At 35.1% G+C, this 16,684-nt stretch carries 19 protein-coding genes and 2 pseudogenes; 14 read left to right on the top strand and 7 right to left on the bottom strand.

The genetic code is table 11. The annotated features are described in order from the left end of the window. Window positions 1–5 precede the first annotated feature (5 nt). On the bottom strand, window positions 6–2,438 hold the full coding sequence (locus IPP61_20595; GenBank protein ID MBL0327524.1) for a TonB-dependent receptor: 2,433 nt from the start codon (window positions 2,436–2,438) through the stop codon (window positions 6–8). A gap of 178 nt (window positions 2,439–2,616) precedes the next feature. Between IPP61_20595 and IPP61_20590 the strand changes: the two genes are divergently transcribed. The 14 genes and pseudogenes from IPP61_20590 (at window position 2,617) to IPP61_20525 (ending at window position 11,444) form a co-directional block, all read left to right on the top strand. Further along, complete coding sequence (locus IPP61_20590) at window positions 2,617–3,030, top strand: PepSY-like domain-containing protein (GenBank protein MBL0327523.1); 414 nt, start codon at window positions 2,617–2,619, stop codon at window positions 3,028–3,030. Window positions 3,031–3,086: 56 nt separating this feature from the next. Continuing rightward, entirely contained in the window at window positions 3,087–3,797 is a 711-nt protein-coding gene (locus IPP61_20585; protein MBL0327522.1) for a hypothetical protein, read from the top strand. Between the two features lie 98 nt (window positions 3,798–3,895). Continuing rightward, window positions 3,896–4,507 (top strand): RNA polymerase sigma factor, encoded by a 612-nt coding sequence (locus IPP61_20580; GenBank protein MBL0327521.1) that lies wholly within the window; start codon window positions 3,896–3,898, stop codon window positions 4,505–4,507. 5 nt (window positions 4,508–4,512) lie between these two features. Beyond that, the gene (locus IPP61_20575) at window positions 4,513–5,874 is read left to right on the top strand and encodes a hypothetical protein (protein ID MBL0327520.1); all 1,362 of its coding nucleotides are present in this window, start codon (window positions 4,513–4,515) and stop codon (window positions 5,872–5,874) included. A gap of 250 nt (window positions 5,875–6,124) precedes the next feature. Continuing rightward, window positions 6,125–6,487 (top strand): hypothetical protein, encoded by a 363-nt coding sequence (locus IPP61_20570; protein ID MBL0327519.1) that lies wholly within the window; start codon window positions 6,125–6,127, stop codon window positions 6,485–6,487. A gap of 24 nt (window positions 6,488–6,511) precedes the next feature. Next, window positions 6,512–6,664: pseudogene (locus tag IPP61_20565) on the top strand (hypothetical protein). Next, the gene (locus tag IPP61_20560; GenBank protein MBL0327518.1) at window positions 6,647–6,853 is read left to right on the top strand and encodes a hypothetical protein; all 207 of its coding nucleotides are present in this window, start codon (window positions 6,647–6,649) and stop codon (window positions 6,851–6,853) included. The pseudogene IPP61_20565 and the gene IPP61_20560 overlap by 18 nt, the downstream one beginning before the upstream one ends. After that, on the top strand, window positions 6,850–7,923 hold the full coding sequence (locus tag IPP61_20555) for a glycosyltransferase family 4 protein (protein ID MBL0327517.1): 1,074 nt from the start codon (window positions 6,850–6,852) through the stop codon (window positions 7,921–7,923). The genes IPP61_20560 and IPP61_20555 overlap by 4 nt, the downstream gene beginning before the upstream one ends. Continuing rightward, the gene (locus IPP61_20550; GenBank protein ID MBL0327516.1) at window positions 7,916–8,887 is read left to right on the top strand and encodes a flippase-like domain-containing protein; all 972 of its coding nucleotides are present in this window, start codon (window positions 7,916–7,918) and stop codon (window positions 8,885–8,887) included. Before IPP61_20555 ends, IPP61_20550 begins: the two co-directional genes overlap by 8 nt. Before the next feature lie 381 nt (window positions 8,888–9,268). Beyond that, complete coding sequence (locus IPP61_20545; GenBank protein ID MBL0327515.1) at window positions 9,269–9,529, top strand: transposase; 261 nt, start codon at window positions 9,269–9,271, stop codon at window positions 9,527–9,529. 46 nt (window positions 9,530–9,575) lie between these two features. After that, complete coding sequence (tnpB, locus tag IPP61_20540) at window positions 9,576–9,896, top strand: IS66 family insertion sequence element accessory protein TnpB (GenBank protein ID MBL0327514.1); 321 nt, start codon at window positions 9,576–9,578, stop codon at window positions 9,894–9,896. A gap of 48 nt (window positions 9,897–9,944) precedes the next feature. Then, window positions 9,945–10,868, top strand: coding sequence for a transposase (locus IPP61_20535; protein ID MBL0327513.1), 924 nt, complete (start codon window positions 9,945–9,947; stop codon window positions 10,866–10,868). A gap of 6 nt (window positions 10,869–10,874) precedes the next feature. Continuing rightward, the gene (locus IPP61_20530) at window positions 10,875–11,096 is read left to right on the top strand and encodes a transposase (protein MBL0327512.1); all 222 of its coding nucleotides are present in this window, start codon (window positions 10,875–10,877) and stop codon (window positions 11,094–11,096) included. Between the two features lie 108 nt (window positions 11,097–11,204). Then, on the top strand, window positions 11,205–11,444 hold the full coding sequence (locus IPP61_20525) for a transposase (GenBank protein MBL0327511.1): 240 nt from the start codon (window positions 11,205–11,207) through the stop codon (window positions 11,442–11,444). Window positions 11,445–11,749: 305 nt separating this feature from the next. Here IPP61_20525 and IPP61_20520 read toward each other — a convergent pair whose 3' ends face one another. The 6 genes and pseudogenes from IPP61_20520 to IPP61_20495 form a co-directional block, all read right to left on the bottom strand. Then, window positions 11,750–12,193 carry a hypothetical protein gene (locus tag IPP61_20520; protein ID MBL0327510.1) on the bottom strand — a complete coding sequence of 148 codons (444 nt, stop codon included), beginning with the start codon at window positions 12,191–12,193 and terminating at the stop codon, window positions 11,750–11,752. Window positions 12,194–12,265: 72 nt separating this feature from the next. Beyond that, the gene (locus IPP61_20515) at window positions 12,266–12,583 is read right to left on the bottom strand and encodes a hypothetical protein (protein MBL0327509.1); all 318 of its coding nucleotides are present in this window, start codon (window positions 12,581–12,583) and stop codon (window positions 12,266–12,268) included. A 22-nt stretch (window positions 12,584–12,605) separates the two neighbouring features. Next, entirely contained in the window at window positions 12,606–13,049 is a 444-nt protein-coding gene (locus tag IPP61_20510) for a hypothetical protein (GenBank protein MBL0327508.1), read from the bottom strand. 13 nt (window positions 13,050–13,062) lie between these two features. Further along, a complete protein-coding gene (locus IPP61_20505) occupies window positions 13,063–13,491 on the bottom strand; it encodes a helix-turn-helix transcriptional regulator (protein MBL0327507.1) in 429 nt (142 codons plus the stop codon). Window positions 13,492–13,501: 10 nt separating this feature from the next. Next, window positions 13,502–13,996 (bottom strand): annotated as a pseudogene (locus IPP61_20500) (hypothetical protein). A 56-nt stretch (window positions 13,997–14,052) separates the two neighbouring features. After that, window positions 14,053–16,683 carry a DEAD/DEAH box helicase family protein gene (locus IPP61_20495; protein MBL0327506.1) on the bottom strand — a complete coding sequence of 877 codons (2,631 nt, stop codon included), beginning with the start codon at window positions 16,681–16,683 and terminating at the stop codon, window positions 14,053–14,055. Window position 16,684: the final 1 nt, after the last annotated feature.

Genomic DNA, 16,684 nt, shown 5'->3' with positions numbered 1-16,684 from the left:
GTTTCTTAATTACTAAAATCAACATCTGGTTTCTCTAATTTTCGTTCTTTTTTTCTGAAATTAGCATCAGGTTTTCCAAGTGGCAATTGTATCGTAAGTTTATAAAAACGAATATCCCGACGACTCATTGTTGCTTGATAAGTGTTGTTTGTTTCGTAAGTTGAAACAAATTTTCTTGAATTGAAAATATCATTGATATTAAATGCAATACTCGCACGGTTTTGCATAAATGATTTTTTGATGGCAAAATCGGCAGCTTTTACAGGCAATCTATATCCTTGCAACGAAGGCGAACGCCCATCTCGATTTACGCTTATTTGTGCCGAAATATTGGCAGGAAAACGGTAGCTCACACTCGCTTTTCCACGAACCGTAATGGCTTGGTTTGTGCTGGCGTTTGTCTGCAATGATAAACTAAAAACATTCACATTTGCCATTACCGATAATGCTCCTGAGGTATATTTAAAAGTATTTTCCATACCCGTTTGAATATCAGCTTTTACATTGATAAAAGTAGTAACCAAAATTGTGGGGTCGGTAGCCGATGGCTGAATAAACGGCTTGATGGTGTGGTCTTCGTAGATATAATAAAGCGATGCGTACCAACTCAAATTCTTAATTGTTCGGTTATAATTCAGCTCGGCAGTATTCACAAATTCGGGCTGTACATTTGGGTTGCCAATGGTGATGTTTTGACGGTCGTTCGCTTGAATTCCGACAAATAAATGCCTAAAGTTTGGTCGTCCAACTTTTCTACTCAAACTTAATCCTAATTCTGAATCCTCATTGAATTTTTTAGATAATGAAAATGAAGGGAAAAGTGCTTGAAACAAAATTTTACCGTTCTTTGAAGGATATGTATAACCAAAAGTTGCATTGTCAAACTTTGAAAGTCCATGCAAAAAAGACTGTTCAACTCTTAAACCAGCCTCCAAACTAATATTATTGCGTAGTTTTTTGCCATAAAGAAAATAGGCAGCATTGATGGTTTCCAATACATTGGCATTTTGAGAATAATTAACCAAAAGATTATAGGCTTGAGTATCGTTGTTGAGCTGATTGAAAAAATACTGTTGGTCACGGTCAAAAGTATAGCTTCTGAGACCTATTTCAAATTTAGTAGAATCATTAATGGGATGCACATAATCTAATTGAGCCAAATACTGACTGCCAATTTGCCGACCAGTAATTTTATCTTTTTCAGGAAAACCAGCTTGATTGCTACCATTGGCATTTTGGGCAGTGGTGAGCCAATCGGCAGCGTTTGAAACATTGTTTCGAGTATATGAAGTAACCAAACTTAATTCACGACCATTCTTGGCAAAAGTACGTTTCCAGTCAAACTCAGCTCCGACATTTGTATAAGCATTTTGTGGTTGCGTTATTCGTCCGCCATAACTCGTAATCAGATTTTCAGCATTGCGATATTCGTATTTTTGATTAGTAGAAGTGTTAAACTTTCCGCCAACGATATTTCCTGCAACCGAAAAAGTATTGTATTTGTTGGGCATATAATCAACCGCCAAACGACCATTATTGAAAATATTATCAAGGCTGATATTGGTGTTTTGATTAAAATAACTGGTAGGCGTTCCGTTCACATAGTTTGTCCTATTCACATATCCCGTCAAAGGGTTTTTTGTTGAATTTAGATTATAAAGAGTAGTTACATTCCATTTACCTTCATGATAGTCCAAATTAAGCGATCCATCAATTCTTGAGTTATTTCCTATTCCCAGGCTTGTATTTCCGTTGAAGCCAGCATTCCTGTTTTTCTTTAATACCAAATTTACTATCCCTCCAGATGTAGACGCATCATATCTTGCCGATGGGTTTGAAATAACTTCAACAGATTCAATTTGGTTAGCAGGTATTTGAGCCAATGTAAGTTGTGTTGGTTTGCCATTAATATAAATTGTGGTTGCCATATTTCTCAATGTGGGATTGCCACTCTCATCAATATTAATGGTAGGTACGTTTCTCAACAAGGCTTCGGCTGTTCCGCCGATTGATGTTAAATTTTTGCTTACATTAAAAACTCGTTTATCCATACCCATTGAAATGGCATCTTTTTCACCCTTAATTTGCACTTCTTTGAGTAGCAAAGCATCTGGAATTAATTTTATCACGCCTACTTCATAATTTTTGTTCATCATGACTACTGGTACACTGATGTTTTTATAACCCACATAAGTAACTTTTATATTGAATTTTCCAGAAAAATAATTAGTGAAAACAAATTCACCATTTTCTGATGCATTTACACCACTAATGAGAGAATCGATGCCGTTCTGAACTTTGAAAATATTAACTGATGCAAATGATAGTGGCTGACCATTTCCTCCATCTATCACTTTACCCTTTATTTGACTTTTCAAACTTTGAGCAATTGCAACATTTGTTGCTAAAAATGAGATTATTAAAAAATACTTACGCATAAAAGTAAAAATGAAAGCCAATTATTTTAAAATTATTTTCTTCAAAACTAGGCTAGCATTCTGTACCAATTCTGGATTTATATATCATTAAAAAAAATAACTGCGACTATACATTTCTACAAGTTCTCTACATAATTGAGCCGTAATGTTGTAACGTTAAACTTAAATAACAAACAACATGAAACGAAAAATCATCTTAGTCGCATTGATGGCAACTATTGCAAGCACAGTAATTATTGGCCAAAAAATTTCATCTGAAAAAATCCCTTTAGAAGTTAAACAATCATTTGAAAAATCTTATCCAAATGCAAAAAACACTAAATGGGATAAAGAAGGAGACAATGCTTATGAAGCCTCATTTAAGCTAAACGCCGATGAATTATCTGTGGTCATCGACAAAAAAGGGCAAATAAGTGAAATTGAAAAGGAAATACCCTTTTCAATGTTACCCCTAGCTGTTCAAACTGCCCTTAAGGGAAAAAAAGTAAAAGAAGCTGCCATCATTACAAAAGGTGGAAAAACAATGTATGAGGCAGAGGTAAATGGAAAAGATTTGATTTTTGATGGAAATGGTAAAAAAATGCATAATTAATTAAGCAAATTAAACAGCGTAGTTAGGTCTAAAAAAAGGGTATTAATTAAAAAAAAATGTTACAACTTCCAAAAATTAACATAAAGTACTGGATGCTAATGATTATAGCAACAACAATTGGAGAAATCGTTGGAAACCTAATATCTAGAAATTTTGAACTAGGATATAGCAAAGGTTCTATAATTTTGAGTATAATATATATCCTTTCGATTGCCCTTGTAGTTAAATTAAAAAAGAATGGGCATTTGCAATATTGGTTTTTGATTGTTGCCGGAAATATCGCAGGAACTAACTACGCTGATTTTATAACCATAGAACCCTTAAAGTTAGGTACCATTTATGGCTCACTTTTAATTTTGGCACTCCTTGTTTTTATACTACTGATTTGGAAATTTATTGCTCCCAAATCAAATCTAGAAGGTAAATTAAGTGATTCAATATTTTATTTGTACTGGTTGGCCATACTTATGTCAAGTACTTTTGGAACTACAGCTGGAGACTTTCTTTCAAACGACACGCCATTAGGTGCAGGCGGTGGAAGTTTATTGCTTTTGGGTATTTTGGCAGTGGTTTTTCTATTGGATAAATTAAATAAAATTTCATTTGAAATAAGTTATTGGATCATTCTAATATTAATTCACCCAATAGGAGCTACCATAGGAAATTATATTTCTAAACCAGCAGGCTTAGATTTAGGTAATATTTGGACCAGCATCTTCTTAATAAGCCTTTTCTTATTTCTTTTCTTTAAAAAAGCTCATCACTAACACTCCTAAGGTTTAGCAGCATTTAGCCTTATTAATGAATTTTTTTTTTACAGGCAACGATTTCTCCTTTTTTGGGGTAAACGTAAACAACCATATATATGCAAGTAAATTTGATTACAGAAAAATCATTTTCAGAAGCCTCTTTGGAGCATATTTTAAATGCCTGCATTTTAAAAAATGAGTATGCCCAAAACGAGCTTTATAAACTATACTTTGGATATGCAAAAAGTGTCGCTATGAGATATTCTTCAAATGTTGATGATGCTAAGGATATACTTATGAAAGGTTTTTTGAAAGTATTTAATAATTTAGAATCATTTGACCAAGAGTTTTCATTTAAAGCTTGGCTACGGACCATTATTATTAATACCGCTTTAAGCCATTACCGAGATAACAAAAAGTTTAATCTTGACATAAGTTTAGAAAATTACAACCACATAATTATTGATGAAAACATAATCGATAAAATATCTTCAGAAGAAATAATGGTGCTCGTTCAAAAATTGCCACCTGCATACCGAACAGTATTTGGAATGTATGCAGTTGATGGATACAGTCATAAAGAGATTTCTGAAACACTAAACATTAATGAAGGCACCTCACGATCGAATTTTTCAAAAGCAAGACAAAAGCTTCAATACATGATTCAGGCAAGTCATCCCGAGTTATTTCAAAGCTATTCTAGACACAATACAAAAATTTTAGAGTAATAATTATGGATAATTTCAACAATGCTATTCGCAAAAAAATAGAAGATTTTAATCCAGAGTATAATGATTCTGAATGGGAAGATATGAAAAAATTTATGGTGACGGCTGCATATCAAACTGAGAGACCGTTCTTTTATACCAGATATAAACCAATGCTTATGGGACTAGCTGCTGTATTAATATTTGCATCTTTATTACATAATCTAAAAATGTACAATGAAAACAAACGCTTAGTAAAAACAATATCGATGCAAAACAAAATAAATAGAAAAATAGCATCAATGCCACTTGAAATTCATCCAAGAGATACAATTTACATTACAAAATTTATTGTTAAATATTTTAATAGACCTAGTGTCGAAGCTGCAAAATATTATAGTAACAAAGACTACCATTTAACCTCTAACAATATAAATAAATTTGACTCGTACAAAAATTCCTACGAAAAAACTGACTTATTAGAACCTAGGGTACTATCTGAGCCAGAAATAAGGAATAATATTAACCATCAGCGAACTAAGGAAGGACTAACAGGGAGCAATTTCCAAGCTGTGAGAGAAATGGACAATGTGTATAAAAATTCGGACTCAAGCAACAAAAGCCAATCAGAAACCCAAAATAATGACTTCGATTTAAGTGTATATTCACCATCTATGATTTCTAGAATTTCAAATTTATTATTCGAAACCAATATATCATTACCAAGAATTCTATTCTCACCTAAAGAAAATGATAAAAAACCAAGTGACGCCCATTTTCCAAATATATCCTTAAAAAATGCAAAGCATAGATATGGTATAAATGTGTTATCTGCTCATGAACAATCAGCTTATGGACCAGTATATGAGCTACTTATCAATCCAAGGTGGGCGGTAAATTGTGGATTAAATTTTAATCAATCCATTGGAAAGGAATATTATACTGCGGATCAATATTTAAACGAAAAAAATGAAGACTTTAGAAAAAACTATGCCCCTTATGTAAAAGAAAACTTCGACATTCTTAATATAAAATTTATAAATAACAGTGTCCAAGTACCACTCGGCTTATCCTATAGGTTTTTGCTTAAAAATGATTTTACAGCCTTTACAGGTTTAGGATCAGACCTTAATATTTTGAGTTGGCAAAATTTAACATTTGATTATAAAGAAGATAATAACCAATATATGGAAGGAAAATACCAAGGACCTAATAGAATACCAATACTTGAAAATGCGAATTTCGTAATTGGATTAGAGAAAAAATACAAAAACTATGTATTTCAAATTCAACCATATTTAAGAACAAATACCCATTTAGATAGAAATTGGATAGCAGGTGTAAAGTTTAGATTGATGTACCAGCCAAATTTTTTATCAAAACGCTAAGAATAGTCAAATGAATGGAATTAAATAAAGATACTTTAGATAAAGAATGGAATTTCTTTTGGCTCAATCACAGTGTTTAATAAATTAAATATTACAGTTAAATTAAATACTACAATAAAGACAGCTCAAGTGTTTGAAAAAAAAAGATGAGTATTTGATTTTCTATGGCCTAAAATGACACTTCTACTTCTCTTTATTATTCAATTAATTAAAAATTTAGATTATAATTTTAAAGTTTCTTCCTATGAAAATGTCAGACGTTTTTTTTTGGATATTAATAATTTGTGCGAATACTTTAGGTGAAACTGCGGGAGATTTAATTTCTCAAACATTTAATATTGGATATGGTTACAGCACCTTATTACTTATGTCAATGTTTACCATAGTTTTAGTTGTTTACCTATTTACAGATTATTTAAAATCACTCCTTTATTGGGTTATTGTAGCACTGGCTTCCACCGCAGGCACTACCATTTCTGATTATTTTACACGTACCTATTTTAGAGATGAATTACATTTTACAGAGCATCAAGGATATTGGTATGGTTCATTAATTTTAGCTGCTTTGCTTGCACTCACTTTTTCTTTTGGAAATTTATTTCTCAAAAATTAAAACAATAAAAATAAGACTGGAGAGATATTATTTTGGGTTGCCATCTTATGTTCAAGTTCGCTTGGCACAGCCGTTGGTGATGTCTTAGCTCACAACACCCCTCTTGGGTTTGAAGGAGCTTCTTTTACTTTGGCAATTTGCTTAGTTTTAATCGTATTTTTGGCATTTACTACCCATATTCCCTCCAAAATACTCTTTTGGGGAGGAATAATATTTACCCATCCAATAGGTGCTACAATTGGTGATTTTCTTACTAAACCTGAAGGCTTGAACCTTGGCAACACTCGATCTTCCATCATCTTAATTGTAGTTTTAGGCCTTGTGGTAACGTTAAAAATTAAATTTCACAAACCAATAAAACAATGAAAATTCATTTAATTTCAGAAACAGAGTTCGGTGTAAAAGGTATGGGTATTCACACTGCCTTTAAAGATTTGGTTGATTTAATAGTTGAGAAAAACCAGCACGAAGTGATAATTAATAACAATGGCCATGGCGATGTATTTCATGCACATACTTATGGTCTGTACTATTTCTTTAAAGGACTCAGATATGGTGGTCGAAAAATCCATACTGTACATACGATACCTGAGACTTTAAATGGTTCTGTCCCCTACTTTAAGTTCATTGAGCCTTTCGCAAAAATGTATTTTAAGTGGGTATTTGATTTTGCTGATATTTGTGTCGCAATCTCCCCCGAGGTAGAGGCTAGCTTGATTAAATTAGGAATAAAGAAAAGCAAAATCGTAAGCATAAATAATCCAATTTTGCTTGACAAATGGGCATTTAGTTCCTCCAATAGAAAACTAGGTAGAGCAATTTTGAATATTGGTGCCAACGAAAAAGTAGTATTAGGTGTGGGACAAATGCAAAAACGAAAAGGGATTGAAGACTTTATAGATATTGCCAAACTAATGCCTGAAGTGAAATTTGTTTGGATTGGGGGAAGGCCTTTTGGTGCCTTTACAGAAGGAATAAACAGAATTAATCAAAGAATTTTATCTGCTCCTTCAAATGTGATTTTTCCAGGTTTAATGGATTTAGATATTATGCCACAAATTTATGCTTCGGCTGATGCTTTTGCTTTCCCGTCCTATCAAGAAAATTGTCCATTGGCACCAATAGAGGCTGCTGCATCAGGACTTCCTGTAATTTTTAGAAATTTACCTGAATACAAAAAATTATACCAAAACGATTATTTGAATGCCTCAGACACCATAGGCTTTAAAACCATTTTAGAAAAACTTTTGGGAAGTAAAACCGAAATGGAGACAGGTAAATCAATTTCCAAATCTTTAATTTCACAGTTTGACAAAGATCAAATATATATAAAATTAACTAAAATCTATTACTTATTGGCTCAAAAAAAAGCCAAAAATCGTTGGAGTCGGAAAAACAGATTAAAAAACTTTAAATCTGCTTTACATTTTGAATAAAAAAATTTCAATTATCATAAGCTTTTTTTTTACCATTGCATTAATTTGGTATTTTATTCATATTACTGATTTAGAGCAAGTTAAAAAATATCTAGCTAGTGCAAGGGTATCTTATATTTTTATAAGTGGTCTTTTGTTATTTTTATCACATTTATTAAGAGCGGCCAGGTGGCAAATATTAGTATCCCCAATCAAATCGAATACTAATATATTTTCATTTTTAATTTCATTCTTGATAGGAACACTTACTAATTTCGTTTTTCCGCATATCGGTGATATTGCTCGATGTCATATTCTTGAAAAATTAGAAGATGTGCCACTTCAAAACACAGTTGGAACAGTAATCACCGAGAGAGCTGTAGATTCTCTTTTATTAGTATTTTTTGCCATTGCAATTTTTACTTTTGACCCACAAAAATTCACTGAAATTCTTAAACTATTGCACTTTAATGTAAAAAGTGATTATTCTTTCATTGTCTGGATCATTATTTTTATCGTTCCACTCATTTTCTTTTTTCTGTTTAAAATTAACCCTAGGCTTATGTCTTATGTAAGTTCTCTTTTTAAGCAAGTTAAATCTGGTGTTTTATCTATCTTTAAAGTTAGAAATTGGAAATTTTTATTTTTATTAAATTTCTTGATTTGGATACTCTATTTATCAGCTACCTATTTGATTCTAAATGCATTTATCACAACAAATCAAATTACTGTTATAGTTTCTTTGGCTGTTCTAATAATGGCTTCAATAGGTTGGGCTGGACCTACTCAAGCTGGCATAGGAACATTTCATTTTTTAGTAAGTCAAACCTTAATATTATATGGATTTTCAGCCAATATTAGTTTGGCTTTGGCAGTTTCTTTGCATTTGGTTTTTACTATATTTGATATGATATGGGGTATTATAGCAATTGTAATTTTAAACAGTAAACTCTTCAACCTTCCTTATAAAAAACTTTTTGTCTGAATCAACTGCTAAATATTTTTTTTCAACTCATTAATTTGAATAAAATACTTGTTTCCTTTATATATTTTCATTTTAACATAACTCATGAAGATCCAACGATCTTTTCTATTCTGCTAAGGTTCCACCTTGGAGAGAATGTCAAGCGAGTTCTACTCGAAAAAACAACGAAATTGCACAACGCTAAATTTTAATTAATCCCCTATCCAACATATCCCTCTTCCGACTATTGGTTGTTACAGCAAGGCTAAAAATTTGCAGACCTATTTCACAACCCTAGCAGCTTAACTATCTTAAAAAGCTCTTTGCAAACGTATCCCCACAAGCAACCCCATCTTTTAAAAGCTAAAATGTAGCTTGAACTTTGCCAAAAAAGACAAGAACATGGAAAATTGGCAAGAGATACTTCAGGAAATAGAACAGAGCGGCCTTAGTATAGCCCAATATTGTAAGGACAATGATATTAAACCTCACACGGTACGCTACTGGAAGCAGAAATTAGTCAAGCAAAAGACCTCGGGATTTGTGAAGATTTCCCCAGGTGTGCCAAGCCAGGCAATGGAGATAATCTATCCTAGCGGTGTTCGTCTGAAACTATCCTCTCGGATTCCAATCAAAGATTTGAAAGCCCTTTTAAATGTTTAGCCTGGGAAGTCAGCATGAGTATTTTTTATATCGAGGAAGCTGCGACATGCGTAAGGGTTTCGATGGGTTGAGTGGCTTGGTTAGGAATGAGCTGGGTCGTAGCCCAACTGAAGGCAGTGTGTTTGTGTTTGTCAACAAGCAACGCAATCAGATGAAGCTGCTGCATTGGGAGCGAGGCGGTCTGGTGCTGTATCAAAAACGGCTAGAGGCAGGGCGATTTTGTTTGCCCGAAAAAACTGAAAAGGATTGCCATTTAAGCTGGCCGGAGCTGGTGTTAATCGTGGAAGGAATCAGCTATATAGGTCTAAAAAAAAAAGGAGGAGATATGATCCCAAAAAAGCATAAAAACTTTGCATTTTTTGTTTGAAAACATAGCAACTTTTCGTATTTTTATATCAACAAAAACGACCTCAATTTGCTTTCTGAAAGAGAAATGGCCTCTATTTTGGAGGAAAATATACGACTCAAAAATCTTGTACAAAAGCAAGAAGGCAACCTTACGAAAAAGGATGTTGAGATTCTTCAGAAAGATGAGAGAATAGCATGGTTGGAGCGAATGATATTCGGCCAAAAGAGAGAGCGTTTTACTGCTACACCTGATGGGCAACTGAGTCTCCCATTCGAGGTAGACCAAAAAGAAGTAGAGCAAGCCGTAGAAGTCATTAAACTCGAAAAAGAAGAGAAAGCCAAAAAGGAAAAGAAGCAACATCCAGGCCGTCAGCCTCTGCCTACGCAATTAGAAGTAAGAGAGATCATCATTGAGCCTGAGGGCGATTTGACAGATATGGTACATGTAGGTGATGAAATCACAGAGGAACTCGAATTGGAACCTGCCAAGTATTATATCCACCGTAACGTTCGTCGTAAATACGCTCCCAAATCTGACGAAGGTTCATTCATGATTGCACCACTGCCCGATAGGGTCTTGGATAAAGCTATTGCAGGAGCAGGTACCATCACCCAAGCCATTATCGACAAATACGTGGATCACCTGCCGCTTTATCGGCAACTCCAACGCTTTGCCCGAGAGGGTATCGATATCAAAGAGCCCACGATTCACCACTGGGTACTTCGGGGCATCGAAAAGCTAGAAATACTCTACGATTACCTCTGGCAGCAGCAAGGCCGATGTGGTTATTTGCAGGTCGACGAGACGACTATTAAAGTACTAGAGTCTGAAAGGAAAAACGCAGCACATTTGGGTTACTACTGGGTTTATAATGACCCCGTGGGCAATATTCCTATATTCAAATATGAAAAAGGCAGAGCGGGAGCATTCCCTGCTCAGCAACTCAAAGCCTTCAAAGGATTCCTTCAGACGGACGGCTACGGAGGCTAAAATCAACTGGCACAAAAAGAAGAAATCACCCAACTTTGTTGCTGGGCACAGGCTCGAAGAGAGTTTGAAAAAGCATTACCAAACGACAAAGCCCGAGCTGAAATGGCTCTAATATGGATTCAGCAAATCTATAAAATAGAAAGATATGGTCAGAACCTAGATGCGGCACAAAGAAAAGAGCTAAGGTTAGAGAAGGCCTTACCCATAATTAATGCCTTTTTTAAGTAGGCAGCCGGGCAAAAAGCTAAGGTTCTGCCCAAAAGCCAAATAGGAAAGGCAATCAATTATAGCATCGAACGCTACGATGCTCTGATGGCCTATCTAAACAACTGAAATCTGCACATAGATAACAATGCTGTCGAAAACAGCATAAGACCCATAGCAATTGGACGCAAGAATTACTTATTCGCCGGAAATCAAGAGTCGGCCCAAAGAGCCGCAATGATTTACACATTTATCGCAATCTGTAAAAAGCACAATGTCAATCCTTTTGCCTGGCTAAAAGCAACAATACTAAAAATCGACCAAACCAGTATTCAAAATCTAGACTCTCTATTGCCTCAGAATTTTAACTAGCAAGATGAGGTTGCTTGAGGGGATACATAGCTGCTTAACTTCTTCAACATACTCATCAACTTTTATTATAAAAAATAATACCATAATAGGCTTACTCCTTTTGCTGAACCAATAGGTGTTTTTGCTAGCAATACTTACGCTTATATATGATTGAGTATATCTGACTGTAAGGTTACTTGAGAGAGGTTTTAGCATTTCGTAAAATGCATGAGCACCATCATTTACCCAAGGTGCATCTTTTTGCCATATAGATTCAGTTGCGGCAGCTTCATAATCGTTTTCCTCTGGCTCAATATAAATGTCAACTATTTTGTGAAATTTAAAATGTGAGCACCATTTACTTCCAATAAGTCTGCTTGTATAGCAATCATTGGAATATTTAAACTTAGAATCTGCAGTATATTAAAATATCTCCGATCAAAACTTTCGGCAATTAATACACAAAAATGTTGACGCTGAGGATATTTTCGTTTTTCGTTATCCCAATATTCAATAGAGCGTATTATATGTGAAGGGTCGGTTTCGCCTAACATAATCTCCACTTCATACATAGCATTTTGCTCAGGTTCTTTCAATAATAAATCTAAGCGGCCTCCACTAGATTGTTTTTTTTCTTTATTGACGGCGATAAGATTGCCTAAACCTAAAATTTTGGGGTCTTTATAAATTAGATCTTGAAGCCAATATTCATCTTTACCTATTTTTCGAATGAATTTTTTAGATGCAATTGGAATTGTGTTGGTATCCATCTTTTTCGAGTGATATAATTTATACTTTAAAAGTAACTTAATTTTCTATATTTTCAATGGTTAAGAAATGCCCTAAACCTCAAACCCACCCCTTAAAATAAACTCCATCAGCAGGTTATCAATTTTGATATTTATTCTAAAAGGAGCAATGGTGGTGCCTTCTTGTTTTTCGAAATAGGCATTGGCTTTCGTTTTGTCTACTGTGCTTTTGAGGTCGTCGAAGCGGCCGTATTCGTTTATGTTGGCTTCGGTGACGTTGGTACCCATTAATACTCTTAGCTTGGCTTGGTCGAGGCCTAAGATTTCACTTATTTTTGATATTTCATCACTTTTGGCTTTGGACTGGTACTCTGTGATGTAATCTATCAAAGAGTTTTTTAGGGTCAAAATTTATAGTATTTAATTAACATTGCTATTTCAAATTATTTCGGTTCATTCCCTGCCATTGGCTGAAGTTCGGAAACGTCAATGATGGGTAAAATTGCATTATGAAGAAAAGTACCCTTAAAATAAGAAAAAGCAATACCCCTAATCGTAGATAGCGTAACGGAATTGATGCTCTGTAAAAAGACTCCGGAAAGCTTATTTTAACTGGAGCAGTTTTTACATAAGACAAAAAATCAGTGAGTTCATATATACAGGCAGCTTTTAGACTCGCAAATTGAATACTATCGGCTGCATCTGAAATCTTTAGACTACATGTAACAGAAATAGTTTTGGTTTCGATATCCAAGGAGTGATCTAAAGTGAAACCGAAACCATAGGTAAGATCTGCGTTAAGTTTATCTTTTTGTTCAGTAACACTGAATTCTAGGATTTCTATTCCTTTTATTTGATATTCTATTGGGTCAGACATATAGAAATACTCGTTAATCTGTTATGGGCTTTACTACAAGATATGATGACTGGGTAGAAAAGGAATTATTACTTTTTGTAACTCTATGGTCGCTAAATTGGTTGACTGAGGCAGACTCTACACGCAATAATACCATGCCTTTATAAACCATTTTGGTTTCAGGGATTTGCTTTTCCAGGTTGAAAAGATTAATTCCCAATGCCTCTTGAATGTCAAAAAGTGTATCTGACGTGAAATTATGTGTACCTGATAGCCATTTTGTAATGATAGATTGGTTTTTAATTCCAACGGCATTCATTAAATCTTTTTTCTTCCAGCCCTTGGCCTGCATGCCATCCTCTATGGCAGCCGCCAATAACATCCTGTGGTCGGTGCGACGCTGCTCTGCTGGATCGATATCATTGAGAATATCATCCAAAACATTATTTTTAAAATTGCTCATTTTCTTAGGTTTAGTCTTCTTCATTATATTCTAATGAACCTTCAAAATTCAGGCCATCGGTTGAAAATTTTATATCGTTATCACGAAGTAATGTGGTGATGTCTTTAGATATTTTTCTTATTAAATAGTTTTCCTCTTTTAATTTGTCGTCTTCTTGAAAGGCTTTAATTGATTTAGGTTTATGACCACCACTACCAAGAACCACAATTTGAGAGCCGTATCTGATACAATATAATCTTAAATTGCTATGAGGGTTATCGTATAAAGCACAAACTCCATCGCCTAAAGTACCTTCATCTTTTTTGAAATAATTTTCTCTTGCTCCAACCTTGAATCCGATGGTTCTTAAACGTTGAACAATATCACTTATTTCACTTTTAAATATAGTTTTATTCTCTGACAAAAACTTTTCAAAAAGAGTTTCTTTTTCATCATCAATAATAACCGAATAGACTCAGGCCTTATTTCCGCTTAATTGTGTTATTTTTTCTAACCTCCACTTCATTTTGTCAATCGGGATGCAAATGTAAACTATTTTACTTATAAGTGAAATTTAAATCTTCATAATTTTGAAATCAGTTCTTTTGCTTTAATTCTATTGTAGGCTCCATCAGGAGAAATGGTATCATAAATCATAAAATAGTAATACTTGGAGCCGCCTATATCTGCCCATTTATGACCTAAGCGACGCTTAGCCGCACTGTCAGGATTATCTCTATCATCGCCCTTGGTTTCTATCAGAATAATATTTCCTGAGTTGGTGACAACTATGAAATCAGGATAGTGGTTTGACTTGTACCCATTTATGGCAAACCCCTTGCCCCTACCCAAGTTACGATGCCAAAATGCTATATTGGGCAAGCTAGCAATATCGGTTATAACTGTAATCTCGAAATTGTTCATCATGGCCTCTTTCTCGTATAATGAATTGGCAATAGATGACCCTAAAGCACCAGGCACTAGATGTTCAGGGAATTTCCAATTTGGTGCTGGATATATCTGATTAATCTTTAATAACTCATTGAACCTCAACTCAGCAAATGCATCGGCATGGGAGCGTATTTTGGCTTTTATTCTTTCGGTATATGAAAGTTTCCTCACCAAGATGTCGTGCAATTGCTCGGCATTTAAACTTTCAAGAATACGATTGATGTATTTTCGTATTTCCTGATCGGGAATTGGATACATATTGCCAATAGTTTGCAAAAGCTGAGAAGATATACTTTTGATTTGACTCTCTTGTGGCGAAGCTAAGATAAGCTCAATCATGGGGTCTTTAAAATTAACATCCTCTATTTTACGAAACTTTGGAGCAAACTGATTCTGATTGACCTCCTCAATATCAACCTTGAATAAATCTGAGCTAATCTGCTCGAAATCAATCTTGATGTCTTCATTGGAAAGCTTAAAGTTACTCAATAGAGACTCCTGATTAAGACTTACTTCTTCAATTCCGAATAGTGTATTCAAATCGGCTTTTATAAAGAACTGATGCAAACGAATTGACTTGGCCAGCTCTTTTTTAGAATCTAGCATGTGGTAGTACTTAACTTTATCTCCCATTTCAGAAAATAGATTAATTTCGGTGTCATTGTTGGCAGATTTTTGAATTTCGGCCTCCATAATTTGGTTTTGAGATTCGGCAAGGCTCAAAATCTCAGTTACAGTGGAACTCTCTGGCTGGTTTGTAGGCTCTTCCGAGAATGCTATCCTTTCGTAATCAATGTCGTCTTCTGTTGTTTCCTCATTCACCTGCTCTGGAAAAAGGAAACTTTCCAAAGGCTTAATTTCAGCTTGTTTTTTTGTTTCCTCGGGCATTCGGTCTGCTTGGCGATAGTCTCGCTCACTAAAACCTGAGTTTTGTAGGCCGTTTACGATTTTCTCAAGGGTTTCATTGAACTTGGCTGATGCTGTTAATACATAAGACACATTGAGCAAGGGGCTACCGTGCTTCATAACGTAGGGCTGCCTAAGTACCCTGCCCAAAATTTGCTCGACGTCAACCGCTGAAGATTTATCAGCCAAAGAGGCCAAAATATAAGCAAAGGGACAATCCCAACCCTCTTTTAGTGCATTGATAGTGATAATATACCGAACAGGACAATCTTTCGAGAGCAAGTCAATACCCTTGAGTTCGTCTTTTTCAGCCGTTTTAATTTTGATTTGCTCTGGTGGAATACCTACCTTTAGCAACTGCTGCTTTAGTTTTTCAAAGGTTGTATTGTCTTCACTAGTTTTGGGCTGTGCTTGAAATAATACTATGGGTCTGATGTATTTACCACCTGCTTTTTCCTGCTCTATAGCTAGGTTTTCGAGTTTTTTCTGAAGGTGTAAGGAACTGCTTATTACCTCGGTTTTGTCGTGATGGTTATAAACTATTACAGGAAGCTTAACCATGTGCTCTTTTTTTAGCTCAATGGCTGGCACTAAACTTACTATATTGCTATTGTTTTTTGGTGTGGCTGTTAGGTCGAGTATAAAAGACGGATTGAGATTTTTGAGCATATCCACGCTTAGGTCGCTTTCAGCGTTATGGCTTTCGTCAACAACCAACACCGGATGAAGGCTTCGAATTACATTTATAAGTGCGGTTTCGTCTACGTCGTCAAGCAAATGGGTTTTATCTGAATATTGTGGCACAAATGCTGCCAACTGCCCGTTTTCCTGATACACCTTGCGGTCTTCTTTGTTTTTGGCTCTTAGACTTCCAAAAGACATTACAAAATGGAAAGCTGGTCTTTTACAACCGTTGGGTTGAAATTGAGCCTTGCAGCAAATCTTTTTTTCATAAACCTCCACACGGTGATTAAAGAGACTGTTCAGCTTCTGGCGATATGGATGTTCTGGGTTTCGGAGGTTGGCCACTGTTTGGTCGAGCAGGTTACTCCAAGGCACCAGCCAAATGACTGCCTTGGGGAGGTCGCTGCCATAGGCCGAAAAAATGGTATGTAAGGCATTGCAGGCTATGAATGTTTTGCCACCTGCAGTAGGAACTTTTATACAAACATGTGCAGCCCGAGCTATATTGTTTTTATAAGGCTGCATACCCTCCTTGGTAATGGGATTGTAAGAGCCTATGCGGTCTTCCCAAAACTGATTAAAGGCCTTGTCGATACGGGCAGTCTCCTGCACGTATTCCAAGAAACTTTGGAGGTCAGCAATGACTTTTTGTTGATAGCTTTTTAGTTCCATA

The organism is Cytophagaceae bacterium (assembly GCA_016722655.1).
In the GTDB taxonomy this organism is placed as follows: Bacteria; Bacteroidota; Bacteroidia; order Cytophagales; family Spirosomataceae; genus Leadbetterella.
Note: the sequence above shows the minus strand (reverse complement) of the source record. Positions and strands in the feature narration are given on the sequence as shown.

Excerpts from the sequence above, each read along its gene's own strand:
- IPP61_20570 (MBL0327519.1), top strand. The coding sequence starts at position 6,125 with ATGTCAGACGTTTTTTTTTGGATATTAATAATTTGTGCGAATACTTTA.
- IPP61_20595 (MBL0327524.1), bottom strand. The coding sequence starts at position 2,438 with ATGCGTAAGTATTTTTTAATAATCTCATTTTTAGCAACAAATGTTGCA.
- tnpB (MBL0327514.1), top strand. The coding sequence starts at position 9,576 with ATGCGTAAGGGTTTCGATGGGTTGAGTGGCTTGGTTAGGAATGAGCTG.
- IPP61_20505 (MBL0327507.1), bottom strand. The coding sequence starts at position 13,491 with ATGAGCAATTTTAAAAATAATGTTTTGGATGATATTCTCAATGATATC.
- IPP61_20575 (MBL0327520.1), top strand. The coding sequence starts at position 4,513 with ATGGATAATTTCAACAATGCTATTCGCAAAAAAATAGAAGATTTTAAT.
- IPP61_20520 (MBL0327510.1), bottom strand. The coding sequence starts at position 12,193 with ATGGATACCAACACAATTCCAATTGCATCTAAAAAATTCATTCGAAAA.
- IPP61_20585 (MBL0327522.1), top strand. The coding sequence starts at position 3,087 with ATGTTACAACTTCCAAAAATTAACATAAAGTACTGGATGCTAATGATT.
- IPP61_20510 (MBL0327508.1), bottom strand. The coding sequence starts at position 13,049 with ATGTCTGACCCAATAGAATATCAAATAAAAGGAATAGAAATCCTAGAA.
- IPP61_20590 (MBL0327523.1), top strand. The coding sequence starts at position 2,617 with ATGAAACGAAAAATCATCTTAGTCGCATTGATGGCAACTATTGCAAGC.
- IPP61_20545 (MBL0327515.1), top strand. The coding sequence starts at position 9,269 with ATGGAAAATTGGCAAGAGATACTTCAGGAAATAGAACAGAGCGGCCTT.
- IPP61_20495 (MBL0327506.1), bottom strand. The coding sequence starts at position 16,683 with ATGGAACTAAAAAGCTATCAACAAAAAGTCATTGCTGACCTCCAAAGT.
- IPP61_20580 (MBL0327521.1), top strand. The coding sequence starts at position 3,896 with ATGCAAGTAAATTTGATTACAGAAAAATCATTTTCAGAAGCCTCTTTG.
- IPP61_20555 (MBL0327517.1), top strand. The coding sequence starts at position 6,850 with ATGAAAATTCATTTAATTTCAGAAACAGAGTTCGGTGTAAAAGGTATG.